Source organism: Marinobacter sp., assembly GCF_034669625.1.
Classification (GTDB): Bacteria; Pseudomonadota; Gammaproteobacteria; order Pseudomonadales; family Oleiphilaceae; genus Marinobacter.
The window spans coordinates 128502-147818 of record NZ_JAXMOY010000001.1 but is presented as its reverse complement, the minus strand read 5'-3'; the positions used below and the strand labels follow the sequence as shown (position 1 = coordinate 147818).

General features: G+C 55.0%; 18 protein-coding genes. 7 read left to right on the top strand and 11 right to left on the bottom strand.

Going from position 1 to position 19317, the window contains the following annotated elements; genetic code table 11:
* Positions 1 to 228 precede the first annotated feature (228 nt).
* The 3 genes from VOI14_RS00640 to VOI14_RS00630 all read right to left on the bottom strand — a co-directional run bounded on the left by VOI14_RS00640 (position 229) and on the right by VOI14_RS00630 (position 4939).
* A complete protein-coding gene (locus tag VOI14_RS00640) occupies positions 229 to 1647 on the bottom strand; it encodes a sodium:solute symporter (RefSeq protein ID WP_323750084.1) in 1419 nt (472 codons plus the stop codon).
* A gap of 87 nt (positions 1648 to 1734) precedes the next feature.
* On the bottom strand, positions 1735 to 2706 hold the full coding sequence (locus VOI14_RS00635) for a radical SAM protein (protein WP_323750083.1): 972 nt from the start codon (positions 2704 to 2706) through the stop codon (positions 1735 to 1737).
* Between the two features lie 76 nt (positions 2707 to 2782).
* Positions 2783 to 4939 carry an FAD-dependent oxidoreductase gene (locus VOI14_RS00630; protein WP_323750082.1) on the bottom strand — a complete coding sequence of 719 codons (2157 nt, stop codon included), beginning with the start codon at positions 4937 to 4939 and terminating at the stop codon, positions 2783 to 2785.
* Positions 4940 to 5126: 187 nt separating this feature from the next.
* On the opposite strand from VOI14_RS00630, the gene VOI14_RS00625 reads away from it, so the two are divergent.
* Positions 5127 to 5747 (top strand): RNA polymerase sigma factor, encoded by a 621-nt coding sequence (locus VOI14_RS00625; protein WP_323750081.1) that lies wholly within the window; start codon positions 5127 to 5129, stop codon positions 5745 to 5747.
* On the top strand, positions 5741 to 5986 hold the full coding sequence (locus VOI14_RS00620) for a zf-HC2 domain-containing protein (protein ID WP_323750080.1): 246 nt from the start codon (positions 5741 to 5743) through the stop codon (positions 5984 to 5986). The genes VOI14_RS00625 and VOI14_RS00620 overlap by 7 nt, the downstream gene beginning before the upstream one ends.
* On the opposite strand, the gene VOI14_RS00615 is transcribed toward VOI14_RS00620, so the two are convergent.
* Positions 5964 to 6695: a DUF6969 family protein gene (locus VOI14_RS00615; RefSeq protein ID WP_323750079.1), complete on the bottom strand. Its 732-nt coding sequence runs from the start codon at positions 6693 to 6695 to the stop codon at positions 5964 to 5966. The two genes, VOI14_RS00620 and VOI14_RS00615, sit on opposite strands and share 23 nt — an antisense overlap.
* A gap of 74 nt (positions 6696 to 6769) precedes the next feature.
* On the bottom strand, positions 6770 to 7540 hold the full coding sequence (locus VOI14_RS00610; RefSeq protein WP_323750078.1) for a cytochrome c peroxidase: 771 nt from the start codon (positions 7538 to 7540) through the stop codon (positions 6770 to 6772).
* 204 nt (positions 7541 to 7744) lie between these two features.
* Between VOI14_RS00610 and VOI14_RS00605 the strand changes: the two genes are divergently transcribed.
* The gene (locus VOI14_RS00605) at positions 7745 to 8521 is read left to right on the top strand and encodes a YiiX/YebB-like N1pC/P60 family cysteine hydrolase (RefSeq protein ID WP_323750077.1); all 777 of its coding nucleotides are present in this window, start codon (positions 7745 to 7747) and stop codon (positions 8519 to 8521) included.
* On the opposite strand, the gene VOI14_RS00600 is transcribed toward VOI14_RS00605, so the two are convergent.
* Both VOI14_RS00600 and VOI14_RS00595 read right to left on the bottom strand, forming a co-directional pair.
* Positions 8513 to 9364 (bottom strand): DUF547 domain-containing protein, encoded by an 852-nt coding sequence (locus VOI14_RS00600; protein WP_323750076.1) that lies wholly within the window; start codon positions 9362 to 9364, stop codon positions 8513 to 8515. The genes VOI14_RS00605 and VOI14_RS00600 overlap by 9 nt on opposite strands.
* Before the next feature lie 99 nt (positions 9365 to 9463).
* Positions 9464 to 10087, bottom strand: coding sequence for a YbhB/YbcL family Raf kinase inhibitor-like protein (locus tag VOI14_RS00595; protein WP_323750075.1), 624 nt, complete (start codon positions 10085 to 10087; stop codon positions 9464 to 9466).
* A gap of 323 nt (positions 10088 to 10410) precedes the next feature.
* Between VOI14_RS00595 and VOI14_RS00590 the strand changes: the two genes are divergently transcribed.
* From VOI14_RS00590 to VOI14_RS00575, 4 genes are all read left to right on the top strand, one after another.
* On the top strand, positions 10411 to 11721 hold the full coding sequence (locus tag VOI14_RS00590; protein ID WP_323750074.1) for an NAD(P)/FAD-dependent oxidoreductase: 1311 nt from the start codon (positions 10411 to 10413) through the stop codon (positions 11719 to 11721).
* Positions 11722 to 11827: 106 nt separating this feature from the next.
* On the top strand, positions 11828 to 13540 hold the full coding sequence (locus VOI14_RS00585) for a potassium/proton antiporter (RefSeq protein ID WP_323750073.1): 1713 nt from the start codon (positions 11828 to 11830) through the stop codon (positions 13538 to 13540).
* A gap of 124 nt (positions 13541 to 13664) precedes the next feature.
* Positions 13665 to 14213: a L,D-transpeptidase family protein gene (locus tag VOI14_RS00580; RefSeq protein WP_323750072.1), complete on the top strand. Its 549-nt coding sequence runs from the start codon at positions 13665 to 13667 to the stop codon at positions 14211 to 14213.
* A gap of 212 nt (positions 14214 to 14425) precedes the next feature.
* On the top strand, positions 14426 to 14707 hold the full coding sequence (locus VOI14_RS00575; protein ID WP_114335028.1) for an Lpp/OprI family alanine-zipper lipoprotein: 282 nt from the start codon (positions 14426 to 14428) through the stop codon (positions 14705 to 14707).
* Positions 14708 to 14756: 49 nt separating this feature from the next.
* Here VOI14_RS00575 and VOI14_RS00570 read toward each other — a convergent pair whose 3' ends face one another.
* The 4 genes from VOI14_RS00570 to VOI14_RS00555 form a co-directional block, all read right to left on the bottom strand.
* Complete coding sequence (locus VOI14_RS00570) at positions 14757 to 15791, bottom strand: L,D-transpeptidase family protein (protein WP_323750071.1); 1035 nt, start codon at positions 15789 to 15791, stop codon at positions 14757 to 14759.
* A 190-nt stretch (positions 15792 to 15981) separates the two neighbouring features.
* Positions 15982 to 17373, bottom strand: a complete 1392-nt coding sequence (locus VOI14_RS00565; protein WP_323750070.1) for an MDR family MFS transporter — start codon at positions 17371 to 17373, stop codon at positions 15982 to 15984.
* Between the two features lie 3 nt (positions 17374 to 17376).
* Positions 17377 to 17802 (bottom strand): MarR family transcriptional regulator, encoded by a 426-nt coding sequence (locus tag VOI14_RS00560; RefSeq protein WP_323750069.1) that lies wholly within the window; start codon positions 17800 to 17802, stop codon positions 17377 to 17379.
* Positions 17803 to 17944: 142 nt separating this feature from the next.
* On the bottom strand, positions 17945 to 19228 hold the full coding sequence (locus VOI14_RS00555) for an MFS transporter (protein WP_323750068.1): 1284 nt from the start codon (positions 19226 to 19228) through the stop codon (positions 17945 to 17947).
* Between the last annotated feature and the right edge of the window lie 89 nt (positions 19229 to 19317).

Below are 19317 nucleotides of genomic sequence, written 5' to 3'. Positions count from 1 at the left end.
CCTTGAAACCCGACTTTCAATCGCACAAAAAAGTACAACCAGAAGGAGCCAGAGCAGCTTCAGATGCCGGGAAACCGCTGGGGCACAAGACTTTAGCCACAGAACCCCCTCCAAGGTCTAAATGTAGACCAAGTCTCAAAAACGCGCCAATGAAAAACAACGAACAACAAAACCTTTAGGGCTCCAAATATTGGATCGCGTACGAAAAATATCAGGAGCCCCTCATCACTACCACGCTTCGGCACCACCCTTGCGGCCGGGCACGACAAGTCCCGCCAGCCGGCGCACCACAAACGGCAAAAAGAACCCCGCCGTACAGATCAAAATGCCCCAGGCATTCACACCCAATAACATGGCGTATTTGCCTCCACCAATGGCCCAGCCCTGCGGAATCAACCCGAGGGTCAGCAACACCCCCAAGCCCAGACCGGTCCAGAAGCTCAAATGAAAGCTCCACGGCGACCAGCGGGTAAAACCATAGAACAGGAAAACCGGTGCCAAGCCCATCACCATGGTGCCGGAGATGGTGGTGGCGGTTAAAATGTCGGTACCAGCAAACATGGGAATGTTGCCCAAAAACGCAAAGGCAATCATCACCACAGCGCCCACACGAATACTAGGCAGTTTGTTGCCGGCACGTTTGATCAAGCTGGGTAGATCAACCGCAAGGGATTTCGCCAACGACGTGAAGGTAGAGTCCAGCGTGGAACCTGCCGACGTCATCATCACCACACTCATGAAAAACAGGGCCGCCAGTCCTAACGACTGGCCCACAGCCGCAGGAGCATTGCCCATAACGTCAATTCCGTTCAGCCGCGCATGCACCCCCACCAGACTGAAAACAAACACCGCTACAAAGCCGAGCAGACCCGCCACCACAAAACTCTTCAGCATGGTTTTCTCTTTGTTCACAAACCCCCTGTCGGTCAATACTGGATCGTGAAACGGGTAGCTGAACATCTGCAACAGGGCCACAAGAAGCAAATCCACACCGCTTTCCAGTCGGAACTCACCATTCGTCAACAGTGCTTTGGGCTCATTGGCGGGGAATACCAAAAACAGGACGGCGCCGATGAAAAACACAAACACAAAGGTCTGGATCACATCGGTAAATATCGATGAACGCAGCCCGCCCTTAAGGCTGTAGGCCAGCGTAAAAAACGTGAACAACATTGCGGCCGCGTAGTATTCCCATTCGCCCGGCAAGCCAAAATAGCCGCCGACCACCGCGGTATTGCTCCAAACTTCGTTGTATAGCCGAATCAGAATGGCAGCGGCAAAGGCAAGGCTGGCCCAACGGCCAAACCGTGAGGTCAAAAACTCCTGCAGGCTGCGGGCGCCGGTTTGCGTTCGAATCAGATAGATCACATAGCCGGCCACCGGGATCGACAGCCAATAGCTGGCATAGGCCAGGCCGCCCACCACGCCGTAACTTGCGCCCAGGTTGGCCGCATTGGTGACCGACTTGGCAAAGATCCAACTGATGAAGATGCTCGCCGTCAGTGACCACTGACCAACGGGGTTGCCGTGATCGTCGGCGCCTTTGTAAAACGAGTTGGCATTCTTGCTCTTCGGTGACAGCGCATACATGACGACGCCATACACGAGCAGAAATCCCCAGAAGAGGGTGCCTTCAGTCGCGTTCATTGTTTGTTTCGCTCTTTCGTAACTTGTTGAGATTGGGAGGGGGGGAGGGAGGGCCGCCCCAGTCCGAAAGGCCGACCTCTCCAAAGCTCAAACAGGAGCCGAACAACTAGCCCCAAATCGATAGCAGGAAAAACACCGTTGATGCCGCAACATGATGCGCTCATCCATACTCTCCGCCAGCGTATCGCCCAGATCGTATTGCGGATCGTCATCCACCAACGTGCAGGCATACACCCGCACCTGATAGCCTTTCTTCACCAGCATCCGTGTGTAAGTACACATGAAATGAGAGCGTGCCTCTGGCGTCGGATACTTCTCCATACACCCTTCGGTAATTTCAGGGCTGCCGTCTTCTGACCCCGGTACGCCCAAGTCTGGAAATGCAGTGAACGCCAGATTGTCGGGAATACCTCGCTCGCGGAGAATTTCTCGAAACGCAGCTTCAACATCCGCCACCACTTCTCCCGGATCGGTTTGGCGGGCAACAGACACTTTGAAACCCTGCTCGATGAGCCAGTGAATACCTTCCAGTGCCAGCTCAAAACTGCCTTCGCCGCGATCTTTGTCATGCCGGGCTTGATCGGGGAAGTCCAAGCTGACGCGAAAATGGATCGGATACGGATTATCCAGTAACGGCAACACCTGATGCCGGCGCTTCAGCAGCGGTTCGGTGGCGTTGGTCAGGACGAAGCAGGGCCGATGCTGGCTGGCGTAGTTCAGGATATTGACAAAATCCCGAATCACGAAGGGCTCACCACCGGTAAAGGAGAACTGCTCCACCCCCATATCCAACGCTTCGTGAATGAACGGCTTCACATCACTGAGCTTCATACCGGGAATCCGCCCGTCGCCCGGGTGAGAACCTTCCAGACAAAACGGACAAGCTAGGTTGCAAGCGGTACCGGTGTGAATCCACAACTCCTTGAGTTTATCGGCATCGATATAACCGCGGGGGTCACCATTACGGGTGTGCGTCCAACTGTCACCGGCCCGCGGTGCCAGCATTTCCACCGCAGGAATACGTTCACCTTTAGGTGCCTGAGCTTCCGTCAGGGGCATATTTGCTCCTCTTTTTCTGAGTTATCCAAGTTACCTGAACACAGACCCTGCCGGCTCTGATTCGTTCCAAACACGATCAACGCTTTCCCAAACGCCATGCATGCAGTTTAGATAAAAACTCCAAGGCCTTTTCTGGTGCATGGGCGCGCTTCCACTCACCGGCAGCGTATTTGGCGGATTCATTCCAAGTTGGGTAGGGATGGATAGTGCCGAGTATTTTGTTCAGCCCCAAACCATGCTTCATGGCAATCGTAAACTCCGCCAGAATTTCTGCGCCGTGGGAACCGACCACGACAGCCCCCAGTATTTTGTCCTTACCGGGCACCGTTAACACTTTGATAAATCCCTGAGCTTCGCTTTCAGCAATGGCCCGATCCAGATCGTCCAGACCGTAACGGGTTACTTCATAAGCCACGCCCTGCTCTTTGGCATCGGTTTCACTCAAGCCAACTCGGGCCACCTCTGGCGATGTGAACGTGACCCAAGGCATCACCCGGTAATCCACCCGAAACCGTTTGAACTGCCCAAACAATCCGTTGACTGCGGCATACCAGGCTTGGTGCGCCGCCGCATGGGTGAACTGATAAGGACCCGCTACGTCACCACAGGCGAAGACATTGGGGAACTTCAGGCTCATATCGTCTTCGACCGGCACTGTGCCATTCGGCAGAGTGTCCACACCAATCCGCTGCAAGTTCAAGCCGTCCGTATTGGCCGCTCGGCCCAGAGCAACTAACACCTGGTCAAAGGGGATGCGAACCCGCTCGCCGTTATGATCGCAATAGGCGACTTTCTCACCGTCTTCCAGGCAAAACTCGGTCGCCGTGTGCGCCAAGCGCACATCGATGCCATCGGCTTCAAACTGAGCCTTGACCACGTCGGAGACATCTTCATCTTCTCTCACCAGAAGGCGGTCCGCTCGCTCGACCTGAATCACCTGGCTACCCAGTCGGGCAAAAGCGTGAGCCAGCTCGGAACCAATGGGGCCGCCACCGAGCACCAGCAAACGCTCAGGCTGTTCTTCCAGATCCCAAAGATTATCCGAGGTCAGGGGCGCCATGGCATCCAAGCCGGGAATCGGTGGCAGGGCAGGCTTGCCGCCTGTGGCAACGATGATGCTGCGGGACGTCAGGCGCTCGGTTCGGCCATCGTTGTGGCGTACTTCCAGCTCCCAGGGCGAGACAAAACTCGCTTCACCTGCGATGCAGTCCACCCCAAGTTTCTGGTAGCGCTCAGGGGAATCGTGGGGTTCAACTTCAGCAATTACGTTTTTGACACGGTCCATTATGCGTTTAAACGACGCCTGCACCGGTACCGATTCCAAACCGTAACGGTTGGCATGGCGCATGGTATCGGCCGCCTTGGCGCTGCGAATCAATGCCTTGGAAGGTACACAGCCGGTGTTCAAGCAATCACCGCCCATCTTGTGCTTTTCAATCAGCGCCACTTTCGCCTTGACCGCAGCACCGATATAAGCAGACACCAAGCCCCCGGAGCCGCCGCCGATGACCAGTAAGTTGTAATCGAAGTGTGCAGGCTTCTTCCAGCCCGCATACACCTTGCGGCTACGCAGGAAAGCCACCAGATATTTAGCCAGCAAGGGGAAGATCGCGAGCAGGGCAAACGACAACAAAAGCTCACCAGAGAGAATGTCTCCGGTCGATTGGATCTGACTAACCTGAGTACCTGCATTCACAAACACAAAGGTACCCGGCAGCATCGCAAGCCAGCTCACGAGCGCATAAGTGCGCAATTTCATGGCGGTTAAGCCCATCGCCAGATTGATCATAAAGAACGGGAACACCGGAACCAGTCGCAGCGTCGCCAGGTAGAATGCCCCGTCTTTTTCGATGCCTCGGTCGATTTTCTCGACGGTTTGCTGATACCGCTTACGCAGGGTGTCACGGAGCAGAAAACGGGCCATCAAAAATGCCAGTGACGCGCCGACGGTCGAAGCCAGAGAAACCGCTGCCAGGCCATACACATTGCCGAAAAACGCCCCCCCGGCTAGCGTCATGATCGCCGCTCCGGGCAGTGACAGTGCCGTCACCAGGACATAAACAGCGGCGTAGCCAAAGACCGCCACGACCAGGTTTTGATCAATCCAGCCTGCTATCGCCTCACGATGCTGCTGAAGGTTCTCCAAGGTCAGTAATTGATGAAGATCGAAACCGATAAATGCGACCACAATGACCGCGATAACCAGTAGGAGAAAAAGCTTTTGTCGACTCATGTGTGTGCCTGTTTGAGATGCAAGAAGTGTCGTTATACACACCCTGACACACTCAACCGCTGGATGTTACACCGGTCTTGTCCTAATCTTTTTGAGTAACAGTTCCACAACAAAGGAACTTTTTCCCGTTCCGAAACACTATTAATAACTCCAATAAGCCAGTTAAGCGCGCCCGGGACGACAATTCATGGACACAGCGTCACCAAAAGACTCCGAATACGCTTTAATACAAGCCCTCAAGCAGGGCGACAGCATCGCCTATGAAAAAGCTGTGCGCCAATACTCATCCGGTATGCTCGCCGTTGCCCGTTTCTACCTGGACCCCTCAAGCGCAGAAGAAATTGTTCAGGACTGCTGGGTCACGGTGATCGACGCTATTCATAAATTTGAGGGGCGATCCGGCTTGAAAACCTGGCTGCACCGGATCGTGGCCAACCGCTGCAAAAACAAACTGCGCACGATCAAGCGGGAAGTCAGCACCGACTTCACGGAAACGCTGGATCCAGAGCTGGCCGATAGATTCAATAGCTCACGCCACTGGGAGCAACCGCCTCTTCTGCGTTTTGATGAATCCGCCGACACGTTGCTTGAAAACGGCGCGTTGAGTGACTGCCTGAACAAACACCTGTCAGCGTTGCCCGAAACTCAGCGTTCTGCGTTGATGCTGTACGAGGCCCACCAACACAAATCTGAAGATGTCTGTAACATTCTGGATGTCAGTGCATCTAACCTACGGGTGCTCTTACACCGAGCGAGGCAGAAAATCTTTCTGATGGTGGAAACCTTCCAGGAGTCTGGTAAATGTTAATGTGCAAAGATCTGGCAGAAATCGCCAGCGATTACATTGATGGTGAGCTGACCAAGCGTCAAAACCTGGCCGTCAGAATGCACTTGATGATGTGCCGGCATTGCCGCTCTTTTATCGGCAACCTCCGCGCCAGCACAGACCTCATACAAGCACATTCATCGGTAGAGCCTGACGACGAATTGATACGCAGGATTGATCAACGCGTCGCCGACGCGCTCAAGACCCGACAGGAAAACTGATCCGCTCAGCCCTTTTGACTTGCTCTGCTATCAGCCTGGCAGCCCAACTATCCAGGTCAATGGGTATGCTGCCGGTTATCTCCAAAGAACGGTCCTCCAATACCTGCTCCAGTTGTTGCCCCTGCCAACCTGTGAGCACCGCATCCCGATGACGCAATAACGCCGCTATCTGAGGTCTAAAACAGCGCACCATGGCCGTCAGCCATCGGTTCACCGGCCAACTGGGATGCGCATGGTCAATGGCAAACTGATCCAGTGCAGCAATCACCGATTCCGCCGGCAGCCAGCTTTCATCCGTGACCCAGCGGTTTACCGCGAACAAATCGGTCGGATAGCCCCAGGCATCCATGGAAATGGCGACCAGATGCGCCACCCGGTCGTCTTCTGTCGGTCCGAGTGCAGGTTTCACACTGTCGGGTAGCGCCGAGTCACGCACAAACAGGTGAAAATGACCATGTTCGTCATGATCTTCCCGATGGGCATGATAGTAGTACTGGGAATCGGTCTCCCGGTCATACACATCGTCTTTCGGGTAGTGGTCCATTTCATAAAACGGGCCTTGGTCTTTAAGCACTTCACCGACGATGTTTAAGCCGCCTTTCTCCAGCACGCGGTAGCATTCTCGGATCTCATCTATGGCAGCAAGGCTCTTCGCCAACTGGTGATTACTCAGGCTTGTGAGTTCAGGAATCTGGATTGCTTCAGGCATCGATTCGCTCCTTGGCACGCTGTTTTCACCCGTTACAGCGAAAACAGCGCTCGTCCTCTCATAGTTTATTCAGCCTAATTAGCCTGAACCTTGCTCATCTGAACCGTGGCCATATAGGCGGTCAGCGCAGCAAGCTCCTTGCTGTCCCACGGGAAGGGTTCGGTGGCCAATGGCTGCACCATGCAGATTTGCACCATCTCATCCAGATGCACCTGATCCATGCCGAAGATGTTTTTCGCCATAGCGACCGGGTGTGGGTATTCGTTGGTAAAGGTGGCGTTATAACTTGCGCCGCCGTTATGACAACTGGCGCAGGCGAGACCGTTACTGCTGAGCGATGGGTCGTTGAACAGCTTCTCACCCAGGGCCACTAATGTGGCGGGGTCGCCGCTATACGCTTGATAGTCGGCTGGTCGAGTTACCCTCTTGGCAGCACAGGGGTTGGCTTTGGCGCCGCACTTACCCGCCGCTGCGCAAGGATTACAGCCCTTCGGCGCGCCGGTCTTATTCATCGAACAGGGATTTTTCATCGCGCACGGATTTTTGCCTGCGCAGGGGTCTTTCATGGCGTCTTTCATGGCGCAAGGGTTCTTCACGGCACAGGGGTTCTTGCTGGCGCATGGGTTCTTTGCCCCCCAGGGTTTACACCCGGCTTTGCAGCCGGCCTTGCAATACTGCCCGGCCTTACACTTTCCTTTGCATGGGGAGCAGGGGCTACAAGCCGCAATGGCCAGACCGCCGCCAGTGCCCAACAGGGCCGTCATCACGGCCGCCGACCACCAAGCGGCGCGACGGTGTTGGCCGGTGCTATGAATTGCTTGCGCTAGAGCGTGTGTTTTTATCATGACGTCTCTCTCCGTTCAGGAGTTATATTGCGGACCCTCACAGCCCACCCCCGCTCACCGGAGCGGTTAATATTTAGACACCTTGACCACCCAATTGTTACAAACTTTATGGCAAGCCTCAGCGCGAACGGGGCATGCCTCAACACAGGCTTTACACCGGTGTCTGTGCTACTAATAAACAAAGGTTTCTGATTGGGAGGTTCCATGCTACTGAGTTGGTTAACGCGGCGACTGGCAACTTACTTATCGAAAGAGGTTTCCCGTAATTCCATTCGAACCTCGACCTGGGATGCGCTGGTAAACGCCCTTCAGCCCGGCGATGTATTACTGGTGGAAGGAACTACGAGGATCAGTGTGGCCATCAAGTACCTGACCCAATCGACCTGGTCTCACGCGGCACTGTATCTGGGGCCGAATGCCGGGCTCGGCACTTCGACTGACGGTGAAGCGTACACACTGGTTGAAGCTGACCTTGAAAAAGGTATTCGGCCATTGCCCCTGTCACACTACCGACAATCACATACTCGGATCTGCCGCCCGGTGGGGCTCTCCGATCGAGAGATTGGCACACTGACCGACTACGCCCGCAGTCGCATTGGCCACCAGTACGATATGAGGAACGTCTTTGATCTGGCGCGCTACTTGCTCCCCACGCCGCCCGTGCCATCACGCCACCGGCACAAACTGCTTGTCTTTGGCAGTGGCGATCCCACACGGGCAATCTGTTCAACCTTTATCGCAGAGGCCTTTCAGTTGCTGCGGTACCCCATTCTGCCGGTGGTAGAACTGCTGCCGGCGGATGATCCGGACTGCGACAACTGCATTCGGGAGCAGTATCGAGTTAAGCATCACTCGCTGTTCACCCCAAGAGACTTCGACGCTTCGCCCTATTTCCGGATCGTGAAACCGACGATCGAGATGGACTTCGATTACCGCGCCCTGAACTGGAACGATGACGATCCAGGAGCAACACTACCGTAGTTCCGGGAAGTTTTCTGGCCGGTTCAATTGCCATTCGTAGACACTGAAATCGAGGCCCTGAGCCTGTTTAATCTGTTCTTCCCGGTCAGGCTCTACCCACTTAAGAATGAACGCCCTAAGCGAGCCTTCAGCCTCAACAAAGTCGTTCTCGTACCAGTTGAGCAACTCGGTAACAAAGAGTTCACCCGACTCGACCTTGAGATGGCGCGGGGTATTGAAAGCCCTCCGGGTGTTTTCTGCCAACAAGATCTCCAGATTATGCTCTGTATACGGTCGATTTCGTAGCGGAGGGCAACCGGTAGACGCGCAATTCACCGCAAAGTGAACCCGGGCATCCTTCCAGCCTTTAGCTTTATATGCATCGCCGAGCAAAATTCGCTTCTCGATGCCATCCAGGCTCAGGTCACGACCACCCACGTTAAAGATTTCACGCTCGAACACCGAATCCACAAATGGATTAATTCGCCCGCCGTAGTCCCACACAGATGACACTAATTTGCCATTGGGCCTATCGGACAGAATTTTATCGATCATGAAAAAGTTATAGGCGTTGATCCAGAAGGCGATCGATTCATTTCGGTCTTTCAGGTTGGTCGGATCAAAATTGGCCAAAGCCTGTCTCTGTGTCTGCAGCAGGCGTTCGGTGCTGCCATCAGCAAGCGCACCGGCATAATCAAAGGCCGTCACCAACCCGTTGCCGGGTAACGTTCGTTCGATAACGTGCTGGCTCAGCAGTGTCTGGAAGGGGGCATAGAGTGCTTCTGTGGAATCGGCCCGCACGGGCATCACACCGATCAGCAACAGCGCGACTAACCAAGTTGAACAATGAACCTTAAATGACATCGGGCATCTCCGGACAGTGGATACAGATACCAGACTCACTCCGGGCCAGATTGTTACACCCTCCGCCGACACACAGTCCTGAAGGAGGGTGCGAAGGGCTTAGCGCAACTCAGGATTGAGGGTGTAGGTACCGGTTACCCGAGCACTGGCCAATACATGGCCGGCCATAGCTTCACGCACAGCGTTGCCGTCAAATTCGCCGGACAGATTCAGGCTTTCGACATCCAGTGCGTGCACTTCAAAGTGGTAGTGGTGGATGATTTCATCGTTCCATGGCGGGCATGGGCCATCGTATCCGGCATACGTGCCGGCCATATCGGGGTTGCTTGCCAGAAACTGAGTGTAGTTATTAATCCCGCGCACGCCCACCGCTCCCGGGCCAAACGGCTTACCTTTCGGGCTGACGCCATCGCTGTCTTCGCCTTCCGGAATTCTGCTGGTCGTAGCGGGCACGTCTACCAACAGCCAATGAAAGAAATCCACCCGAGGCAGGTCAGCGGGTATGGTCTTGCCTTCCTGGTTCACATCATCGGCCACACTGGGCACGTCCGGGTCGAACATCATCACGACGAAACTTTGGGTGCCTGCGGGGGCACCTTCCCAGCTCATTTCCGGGTTGCGGTTGGGCCCAAAGCTCATGTGGTTATCGGGATTGAACACGCCAAACGCGAACTTCTCCGGTACCGGACGCCCTTCTTCAATACCACCAACCTCTAATTTCACGGTCTTATCTCCTGTTGATCGTTCCTTTCATCGTCATAGCCTAGCTTATACCCAAGCTGAACTGGTGCACAGTGATACGCGGTGCACCGAGCATCCCGGCTCAGGTTAACAAACGTTTTAATTCAAGCAAGGCAAACACAACCCACTGATAAATATATACTTTAGACGTAATACGAACAGCCACCTAATTGCCTTGTATTGATTTTGCCGCTACTATGTAAGTCCTCACATGCCCCCGTCCAGCTGGGATCAGAAGCGATAGCCAAGCATTTTTCAGTCCGCTCAAGAGTGTTTGGCTTTCACTTCTTTAAGGTTTCACTGTTATGGAAAGTCTGCACCACATTGTCGTTGTCGGCGGCGGAGCTGGGGGTTTAGAGCTTGTCACCGGTCTCGGCAACAAACTCGGCAAAAAGAAAAAAGCGCGAATTTCTCTGGTCGACGATGGCCTGACCCACGTCTGGAAACCCCTGTTGCACGAAGTGGCCTCTGGCTCGCTGGATGCCAGCACTAACGAAGTCAATTACCGGGCTCACGCTCGCAAGCACCACTACGAGTTCCAACTCGGTCGTATGAGCGGCCTCGACCGCGCACACAAAGAACTCGTCATCGCCGCTTTCCACGACACTGAAGGTAATGAAGTGGTTCCCGAGCGGCGCCTCAAGTACGACACTTTGGTTATCGCCGTCGGCAGCACCGCCAATGATTTCGGCACGCCCGGTGCTCAAGAGCACTGTTTGTTTCTGGACAGTCTCCAGCAGGCTCAACGCTTCCACAACTTGTTGCTCAACGCTTTCCTCCGAAAGAACCACGAAGCACTTCAGGGGGATCCGCACGCCCTGAACATCAGTATTATCGGCGCCGGTGCCACAGGCGTGGAGCTGGCAGCAGAACTCCGCCTGGCATCCCGTGAGCTACCGGTGTACGGGATGAACCATCTCAAGTCCTCGGATGTCTCTGTGAGCGTGATTGAAGCCGCAGATCGGATTTTGCCTGCCTTGCCCGGCCGTTTGTCCGCCGCTGCAACGCAAGAACTTGAGCGACAGGAAGTGAAGGTTCTGACGGGCCAGCCTGTCAGCGAAGTACGAAATGATAGCCTGGTCATGAAAGATGGCTCAGAAATACCTTCAGACATGACCATCTGGGCCGCCGGCATCAAAGCTCCAGCGTTTCTTGCTGAGCTGGAAGGCCTGGAAACCAACCGGGGCAACCAATTGGTGGTCGAGCAAACCTTGAAAACCACCAACGATGACCATATCTACGCCTTTGGCGACTGTGCAGCCTGCCCGCAACCCAACTCGGAACGTCCGGTGCCACCAAGGGCTCAGGCGGCTCACCAACAAGCCGATGCTCTGTCCAAAACCTTGTGTAACCGTCTGGAAGGCAAGGACCCGGTACTTTTTGTCTACAAGGATCACGGCTCCTTGATCAACTTCAGCCACTACACCACCGTAGGCAACCTGATGGGCAACCTGTCTGGTCGCAGCATGTATATTGAGGGCAAGGTAGCACGGCTGTTCTACGTCTCGCTGTACCGGATGCATCAAGTGGCTTTGCACGGATTTCTTCGCACCGGTGTCATCTGGCTGATGGATAAAATCAGCCGCGCGATGCACCCTCGGCTCAAGCTTCACTGAGCGTAACAAGGGCGCTACCAATGCGGTAAGTCCCCCTGCATAATGTCAGTTCAAGCAACACTCAGCCCGGGCCTGTGTCCGGGTATGCTTTCAAGTCTGGAGTCTCATGGATCCCACGTTTACGCTCATTGGCGCCCTGATGCTGGTCTTCAGCATTGTTCTCAGCCCTCTCTCCAGCCGGGTAGGCATGCCTGTGCTGCTCGTCTTTTTGGGTGTGGGTATGCTGATGGGCGAGGATGGTCCCGGTGGTATTGAATTCGACGATGTCCAGCTTGCGGTCATCATCGCCAGCCTGGCCCTGGCCGTCATCCTGCTCGACGGCGGCATGCGTACCCGGGCCGAGACCTTTCGGGTTGGGCTGAAACCCGCGCTGTTACTGGCCACGGTGGGTGTAGCCATGACAGCCGTGGGCGCAGCCGTCGTTGCCTGGTGGGTCTTCGACCTCCATTGGCTGATGGCGCTGCTGATCGGTGCGATCATCTCATCGACCGACGCAGCCGCCGTCTTTTCATTGCTGCAAGGCCGGGGCTTGCATCTGAATGAGCGGGTGAGTGCGACGCTGGAAATCGAATCCGGTAGCAACGACCCGATGGCCATATTCCTGACCCTGATGCTGGTCACCGTGATCAGCGAACATCAAGACGGAGCCTTTGCTTCCGGGCTGCTCATGTTGCTACAGCAGTTCGGCATTGGCGCGCCCGCCGGCTTGCTGGGCGGGTATCTGATTGTTGCCTTGGTTAACCGGATTCATCTGACCCCAGCGCTCTATCCACTGCTGGTGGCGGCAGCTGGCCTAGCGGTATTTGCGGCCACGAATGCCGTGGGCGGCAGTGGCTTCCTGGCGATCTACCTGAGCGGCGTGGTGATCGGTAACCGACAGGTCAAGATGATGCCGATGATCCTGCAAGTCCATGATGGCTTAGCCTGGTTGGCGCAGCTGTGCCTGTTCATGATACTCGGTCTGTTGGTCAGCCCCTCGGAACTGGTGCCGCTGGTCGGTAGTGGCTTGATTCTGGCCTTCACACTGATTTTTATCATCCGGCCAGTCACCGTGATGGCTACGCTTTGGCCGTTTGGTTTCAACCGCCGGGAAATCGGCTTTATCAGTTGGGTCGGTCTACGAGGTGCAGTGCCTATTGTGCTCGCATTGTTCCCGGTGCTGGCGGATTTGCCAGACGCAAAACTGGTGTTCCATGCAGCCTTCTTTATCGTTCTGGTCTCGCTGCTGGTGCAGGGAACCACGATGGCGCCTTTGGCCAGAAAACTGAAACTCGAGGTTCCAGCCAGTGAAGCACCTTTCCGTCGTTTCCCGCTGGATGTCCCGGCCACCGGCGACCATGAATTGATGCTCTTTCCTCTACGCGGAAAAAGCTGGAATAAGCCCAAAAAAATCAGCCTGTTGCGCCTACCCGGGGACACCGCTGTGGCGGGCGTATTCAGAGACCGTGAGTGTCTACAACCTCGCCCGGATCTGGAAGTCAGCGCCGGTGACGTACTCGCCCTGTTCGCAACCCCGGTTGGCGTGACGGAACTCAGCAAAGTGCTAAGCACCCGGCAAACGCCCGACCATCTGGCCGAAAGAACCTTCTTTGGGGACTTTGTCCTTAATGGAGACGCGCTACTTGGCGACGTTGAGCAGGTCTATGGCATCGAGCTTGAAGAACTGCCACCTGAGCTGACGCTAGCCAAATGCTTCGATCTTCGCACCAAAGGGCATCCGGTGGTCGGTGATATCGTGACTATTGGGCCGGTATCGTTGGTGGCCCGAGCGATCGAAGACAACCGTGTAACGAAGGTCGGCCTGAAAATGGAATCCTGACCGGAAACTGTGCAGGGCTACCTAAAGCCAACAAATGTAACAAAACCCTCTTACCAACAGCCCTGCCCGCTGTGCTATAAAATCCATGTACAAAATTTAACGTTATCAGCGATAGTGCGGCTTTATGATTTTTCGACGAATTCTGACAGCTCTGCTCCTTTTTCTACCCGGCCTGGTCACAGCAACCGAACTGCTGGCCCGGGCTGATGAGCGGATGCTGATGCCCGAGCCCCAAGCAACGCATTTGTTCGATATTACCGAGGTGCTGGTCAAGAAAAGTGAGCGGCGCCTTTACTTGCTCAACGGCGAAGAAAAAGTCAAAAGCTACCGGATTTCTCTGGGCGACAACCCGGTTGGCCACAAGCTCTATGAAGGCGACAAACGCACCCCCGAAGGCAGCTATCTCCTTGACTGGCGCAACTCTAACAGCGATTTCTACAAATCGATTCACATTTCCTATCCCAGCCCCGAAGATAGAGACGCAGCAGAAGCCTGGGGTTTGAAGCCCGGCGGTAGCATCATGATTCATGGTTTGCCCAATGACGCCGGCGACCTGGCATTTGCCTTCACCGGCCTGGATTGGACCAACGGCTGCATTGCCGTAACCAACGAAGAAATTGACGAGATCTGGGAGCTGGTTGATGACGGCACCCCGATCCGGATTCTGCCTTGACCCCCATAGGCTCACGACTGTTTGGTGAACCGCTCATTACGTTGTTGTCATAAGCTATGGAAATTCCCCTATACCGAGTTAACATTTTCGCTCAGAGTGTTTTACACTGTTAAAAGACTCCGGTAGTCAATGCTTACAAGCTTGACTGACAGGAAGTCGTCCGACTGACTTCCGGGTCTCAGGAAATAAAACGACCAATAAGGGGATTTATAATGCGTAAACTGACGATCGCTGGGTTTGCAATGGCCGCTGCTCTGACTGCAGGCTGTGCTACAACTGATCAAGCTGCTATCGACGAAGCCAATGCAACTGCAAGCTCCGCCGAGCAAACTGCTAACAATGCTCTGAACACTGCGAACAGCGCTTCTAAGTCTGCTCGCACTGCTCAGCAGACTGCTGAAGAAGCTCTGGCTGCTGCCCGCGCTGCTCAGAAGTCCGCTAACGAAGCGAACGAGCGCGCCAAGCGCATGCTGGAGCGTGCCAGCCAGAAGTAAGGCTGACGTTTAGCATGAAAAAGGCCGGTAAAACCGGCCTTTTTTTGTGTCAGAAATACAGGGTTTGCCCGGATTCCGTTTTTACTTTGGACGTCGCTTTATCTGAGCTTTCATCCGCGGCGACTTGAGTCAGCTTCTCACCGATCATTCTGGGAATGCCATCGGCCTGATCAACCGCCACCTCAATGGCCATTCGTTTGACCTGAGCCTCCGGATGTTGTTTCTGGAATGCTTCTACTTTCGCCATCGCCTGACGCCATAGCTCTTCCCGATCTTCCGACGTGTAGACTTCACGGGGGCGGTGTACTTCAAGCCAGATTTCACCACCCGATGCTCCCACCTTCACCGGCTCACGAATAACCTGAACGGGGGTGCCTTTTGAAACCTGATAGGCGAAACGCGAAATGTCTTCGTTGTACATGCGAAAACAACCGTGACTAACCGCCATGCCAACGCCAAATTGCTTGTTGGTGCCATGAATCAGGTAGCCTTTCTCACTGAGCATCAGGGCATGACTGCCCAGCGGATTATCTGGCCCCGGCGGAATCATGCGTGGCAGATAATCGCCCGAGGCTTCATACTCCGCCCGAATACTCGCCGGCGGGTACCAAGCAGGGGACTCCAGTGGCATGGTGACCTCTGCATTGGTCAGCGGGGAAGGGTTGTCTTCGGTGCCAACACCAACCGGATACACCTGCACGCCGGCCTCTGTGAAGTAATAGAGACGGTATTCCGCCAAATTGATCACTATGCCCTTACGATCGGAGTCCGGCAGAACGTACATTCTCGGCAGCGTAATCTGGGAGCCTTCGCCCGGTAACCATGGATCAATGCCCGGGTTCGCCTTCACCAACTCCAGATACCCCAGCGCCAGCTCGTTACCGATACCAGCAAATGTGTCTTCGTATGCAGTGGTGAACACCTGAAGATTGCCTGCCAGATCACCGTTCACTGGAAAGGTTGGCACCCGGGGTGAGCGATCGGGCTTTGCACTGGCTGCGCCTTCGCCAGAGCCAGCCGCATACAACGTTGGCGCCAGCAGCGCCAGGCTCAGTACCAAAGATAGAACGTATTTAAACTGCATAACACTCCACGTCTGTTAAAGACCGGTTCGTATAACTGACCGGCACTCGGCTTCAGAGTTCATTCTGAATCGCCAGGGCCACCTAGTCGTGTACCAAGTGCAACCCATTATATCTGCATCGCTAGCCGCCAACACTACGAGGCCGAGGACATCCGGGGTATCTTGCATTTTCGTAACGCTGCAACGCTGATTAAACGCGCATCTTCCATATCGGAATGGCCGCCAACGAGACAAAAATTGCGACCAACCACCAAGCAGACTCAAAGGCCTGCAGCGTAGGTATGCCGTTCTGATGCTCGCCAAATTCGATGGTCAAAGCCACCACGTTGACGCCCAAAGCCCCGCCAAGTTGCCGAGCAAAATTGATACTGCTGGAGCCCGCAGCCATTTGCTCCGGAGGCAGAGGATTTAATGCGCCCATAGACAGAGCTGGTAGCATAAAACCTATACCGACACGGCCAATGACGGCCCAAAATGCCAGCCAACCGAAGCCCGCGTATTGGCCGGTTGTGGCAAACAGAATCGCCGAAGCAGCAAACACCCCGATTCCAAACAGAACCAAACTTCGGGCACTCTGCTTATCGGCCAACCTTCCGGAGAGCGGGAAGATAAGCCCGAGCACAACCCCTGCCGGCAACATCAGCAAACCCGCTTCGGTGGCCGAAAATCCCAGCGTGGTCTGCACAAAGAGGGGAATCAGGTAGGTTGACCCAAAGAGCGCCAGCCCCAGCGCCATTGCCCCGATCGTAGCGTAAAGGAACACTGGTTGTTGCAACAGAGCAAGATTCACCAACGGGTGTTTGATCCTCCGTTCGCGAATGACAAAAGCCGTCAGTAACAGCGTAACGGCAAGCGCCTGGATAATCACCCGCAACTCTTGGCCATCCAATGCCTGCAAACGAGTCATGGTCTCCAATGCCAGACCCACAATCGCGCCCAGCATCACAAGCCCCGGCCAATCAAAGGCGTAGCGTGCAGGCCGGGATACTGGAATAGGCAAGAACCGCCAAGCCATCAAAACGCCGATCAGGGTAACCGGAGCAGGGGCGAACATGACGTAACGCCAATTGAACTGATCTACAAGAAAACCGCCGAGCACCGGCCCCAGCGCGGGCGCCAGAATCACACCCATGCCATAAATGCCCATGGCCTGGCCACGCCGGTCGGCAGGGAAAATCCGGAACACGAGGTACATGCCCATAGGCTGCATCAGGCCAGCCATGGCCCCTTGACCCACACGCGCGGATATCAGCTGTGCCGGAGTTTCGGCAAAGCCTCCCGCAATGGATATCACCGCAAACAGTGCCATCGCGGTCGCAAGCGTTTTACGCACCCCGAAGCGGTCCAGCAACCAAGCCGAAGCGAGCATGGTGGTGGTCATGGCGGCAATGAACCCGGTTGCTAACCAGTGGACGGTAACCTGGCGCAGGCCGAATTCCAGCATGATGTCGTGAAGCGCAACGTTGACTACAGTTGCGCTGAGCACAGTTGCCATAGTACCCAGCACAACAGTGGCCACGGCCAACCACCGCCAACGGTCACCGTAGCGGGATTTCAGCCCCTGAACAGAATTATCGGCCAAGGCTCATTTCTGCTTTTCTGCGTTTTCCATAATTTTATGGAAAATTGCGAGTGCGCCCTCGATTTCCTTATCAGAAATCCCTTCGAGCATTTCTTCACGCAGTTCTGTCGCGCGTCCGGTCAGCTCATCCATAAAGTTCACACCTTCTTCCGTCAGGTGCAACCTGCGGGCGCGGCGGTCCTTCGGGCAGGCGCGACGTTCGATCAGTCCCTGTTGTTCCAGGCTGTCCAGCAGTCGAACCAAAGTCGGGTTTTCAATCGCCATCAAACTGGCCAATTCTCGCTGGGTCAGACCTTCACCGCCTTGCTGCAGATACACCATGGTGCTCCAGCGAGCCTGTGTTACCCCCAGATCTTTCAATCGTTCATCCAGCATTTTGCGCCAGCGACGAGTAACACGAGCAACCGCAAACGGGAACTGATCTCTCACAATTTTCACTCCTTAATGGCTCGACGTTTGCGCCCAAAAGGGCAAGACGCTAACGGTACAAGAATTTTACCAATAGTAAGCTACTGGTTGAGATTAGAAAAGATTCAAATGCGACATCAAGCCCAAAAATACGCCAAAAGCCTCAATGAGGTTGGCGCATCTCAGCCTGCATCTCCTCGGCTTCCGACGACTCGCAGAATTCCTCGTTACGCGGATCGATTTCCGAAAGTACCGCCGAGGCTTCCGGCATAGCAGGTACAAAGTGCTCCTGTTCCTCCACCGGCACATCATCGGTCTGCCTGATCCGGTAACTCGTAATAACGGCCAGCAAGAGCAAGAACCCTGCGTTGCCGTAAAACAGTCCGGAAGGCCCCAATACATTGACCAGCTCTGCCATGGTGATCGGGCCAACAACACTCCCGATACCGTAACTGAGCAGAAGTGTCGCACTGGCAGCCACTATACGGTTGCTGTCCATCCGGTCGTTGGTGATCGCAACAGCGATGGGATACAAGGTGGCCGACAAGCCGGTAAAGATAGCCACCAGCGCAGTCAGCACCAGAAAACTCTCTGCTCCGGTCATTGCCACACCAATGGCCGCGGAAGCGGCCATCAGCGAAACACAAAACATAACCCGTCGGCGATCAAACAAATCGCAGATTCGCCCCATAGGCCAAGCCAACAACATCGCCGCAACAATTGCCGAAGCCATAAACGTGGAGGTCATGCCGACATCCAGCCCGACCAGCGTGGCGTACACCGGCCCCAACGCGTAAAAACCACCAATCAAGACCCCGCTCACCAAAGCACCCGCTACACCTGAAAACGACTCTCGGGCTAACTTGATCACGGACATGCGACTGGCGTGCTCGATCGCAGGCGCCTCCATTCGGGTCAGCGACAACGGAATCACTGCCAAGGTCAGCAAAATGGCGGCCAACGAGAATGGCAGGAAATCCACCGGATTGCCCACATTCACCACGAGCTGACCGCCAGCTGCCGACAGATAAAATATGATCTGGTAAACCCCGAACAGAGAACCGCGATTGGTATTGGTTGCCCGGCTGGAAAACCAGCTTTCAATCACCACCAACACGCCGGCGATACTGAACCCGGACAACACTCGCAGCATCGCCCAAAACAGAGCGGACACGGCCATCGGATACATCAATGCAGCAACAGCGGCCATCGCCGCGAAAACCGCGAAGGCTCGAATATGACCCACACGGCCGATGATGTTGTGAACGTAAAGGGTGCCGACAACAAAACCAATGGAGTAACACACCAGTACCCAACCGATGATATCCGGCGACACCTCTTCGATACTCAGACGAATACCCAACAGCGTCATTAAAAACGCATTGCCACTGACCAGAAACACAATGCTCAGAAGCAATGCCGACAGAGAAGCTACCATTCGGGTCATGACTGACTCCGCATAATCAATAAGGGGGCGTGCTCAAGAGAAGGATAGCAACATTATCCTTGGCCGGCTGAGCGGAATTTAATCAGGCT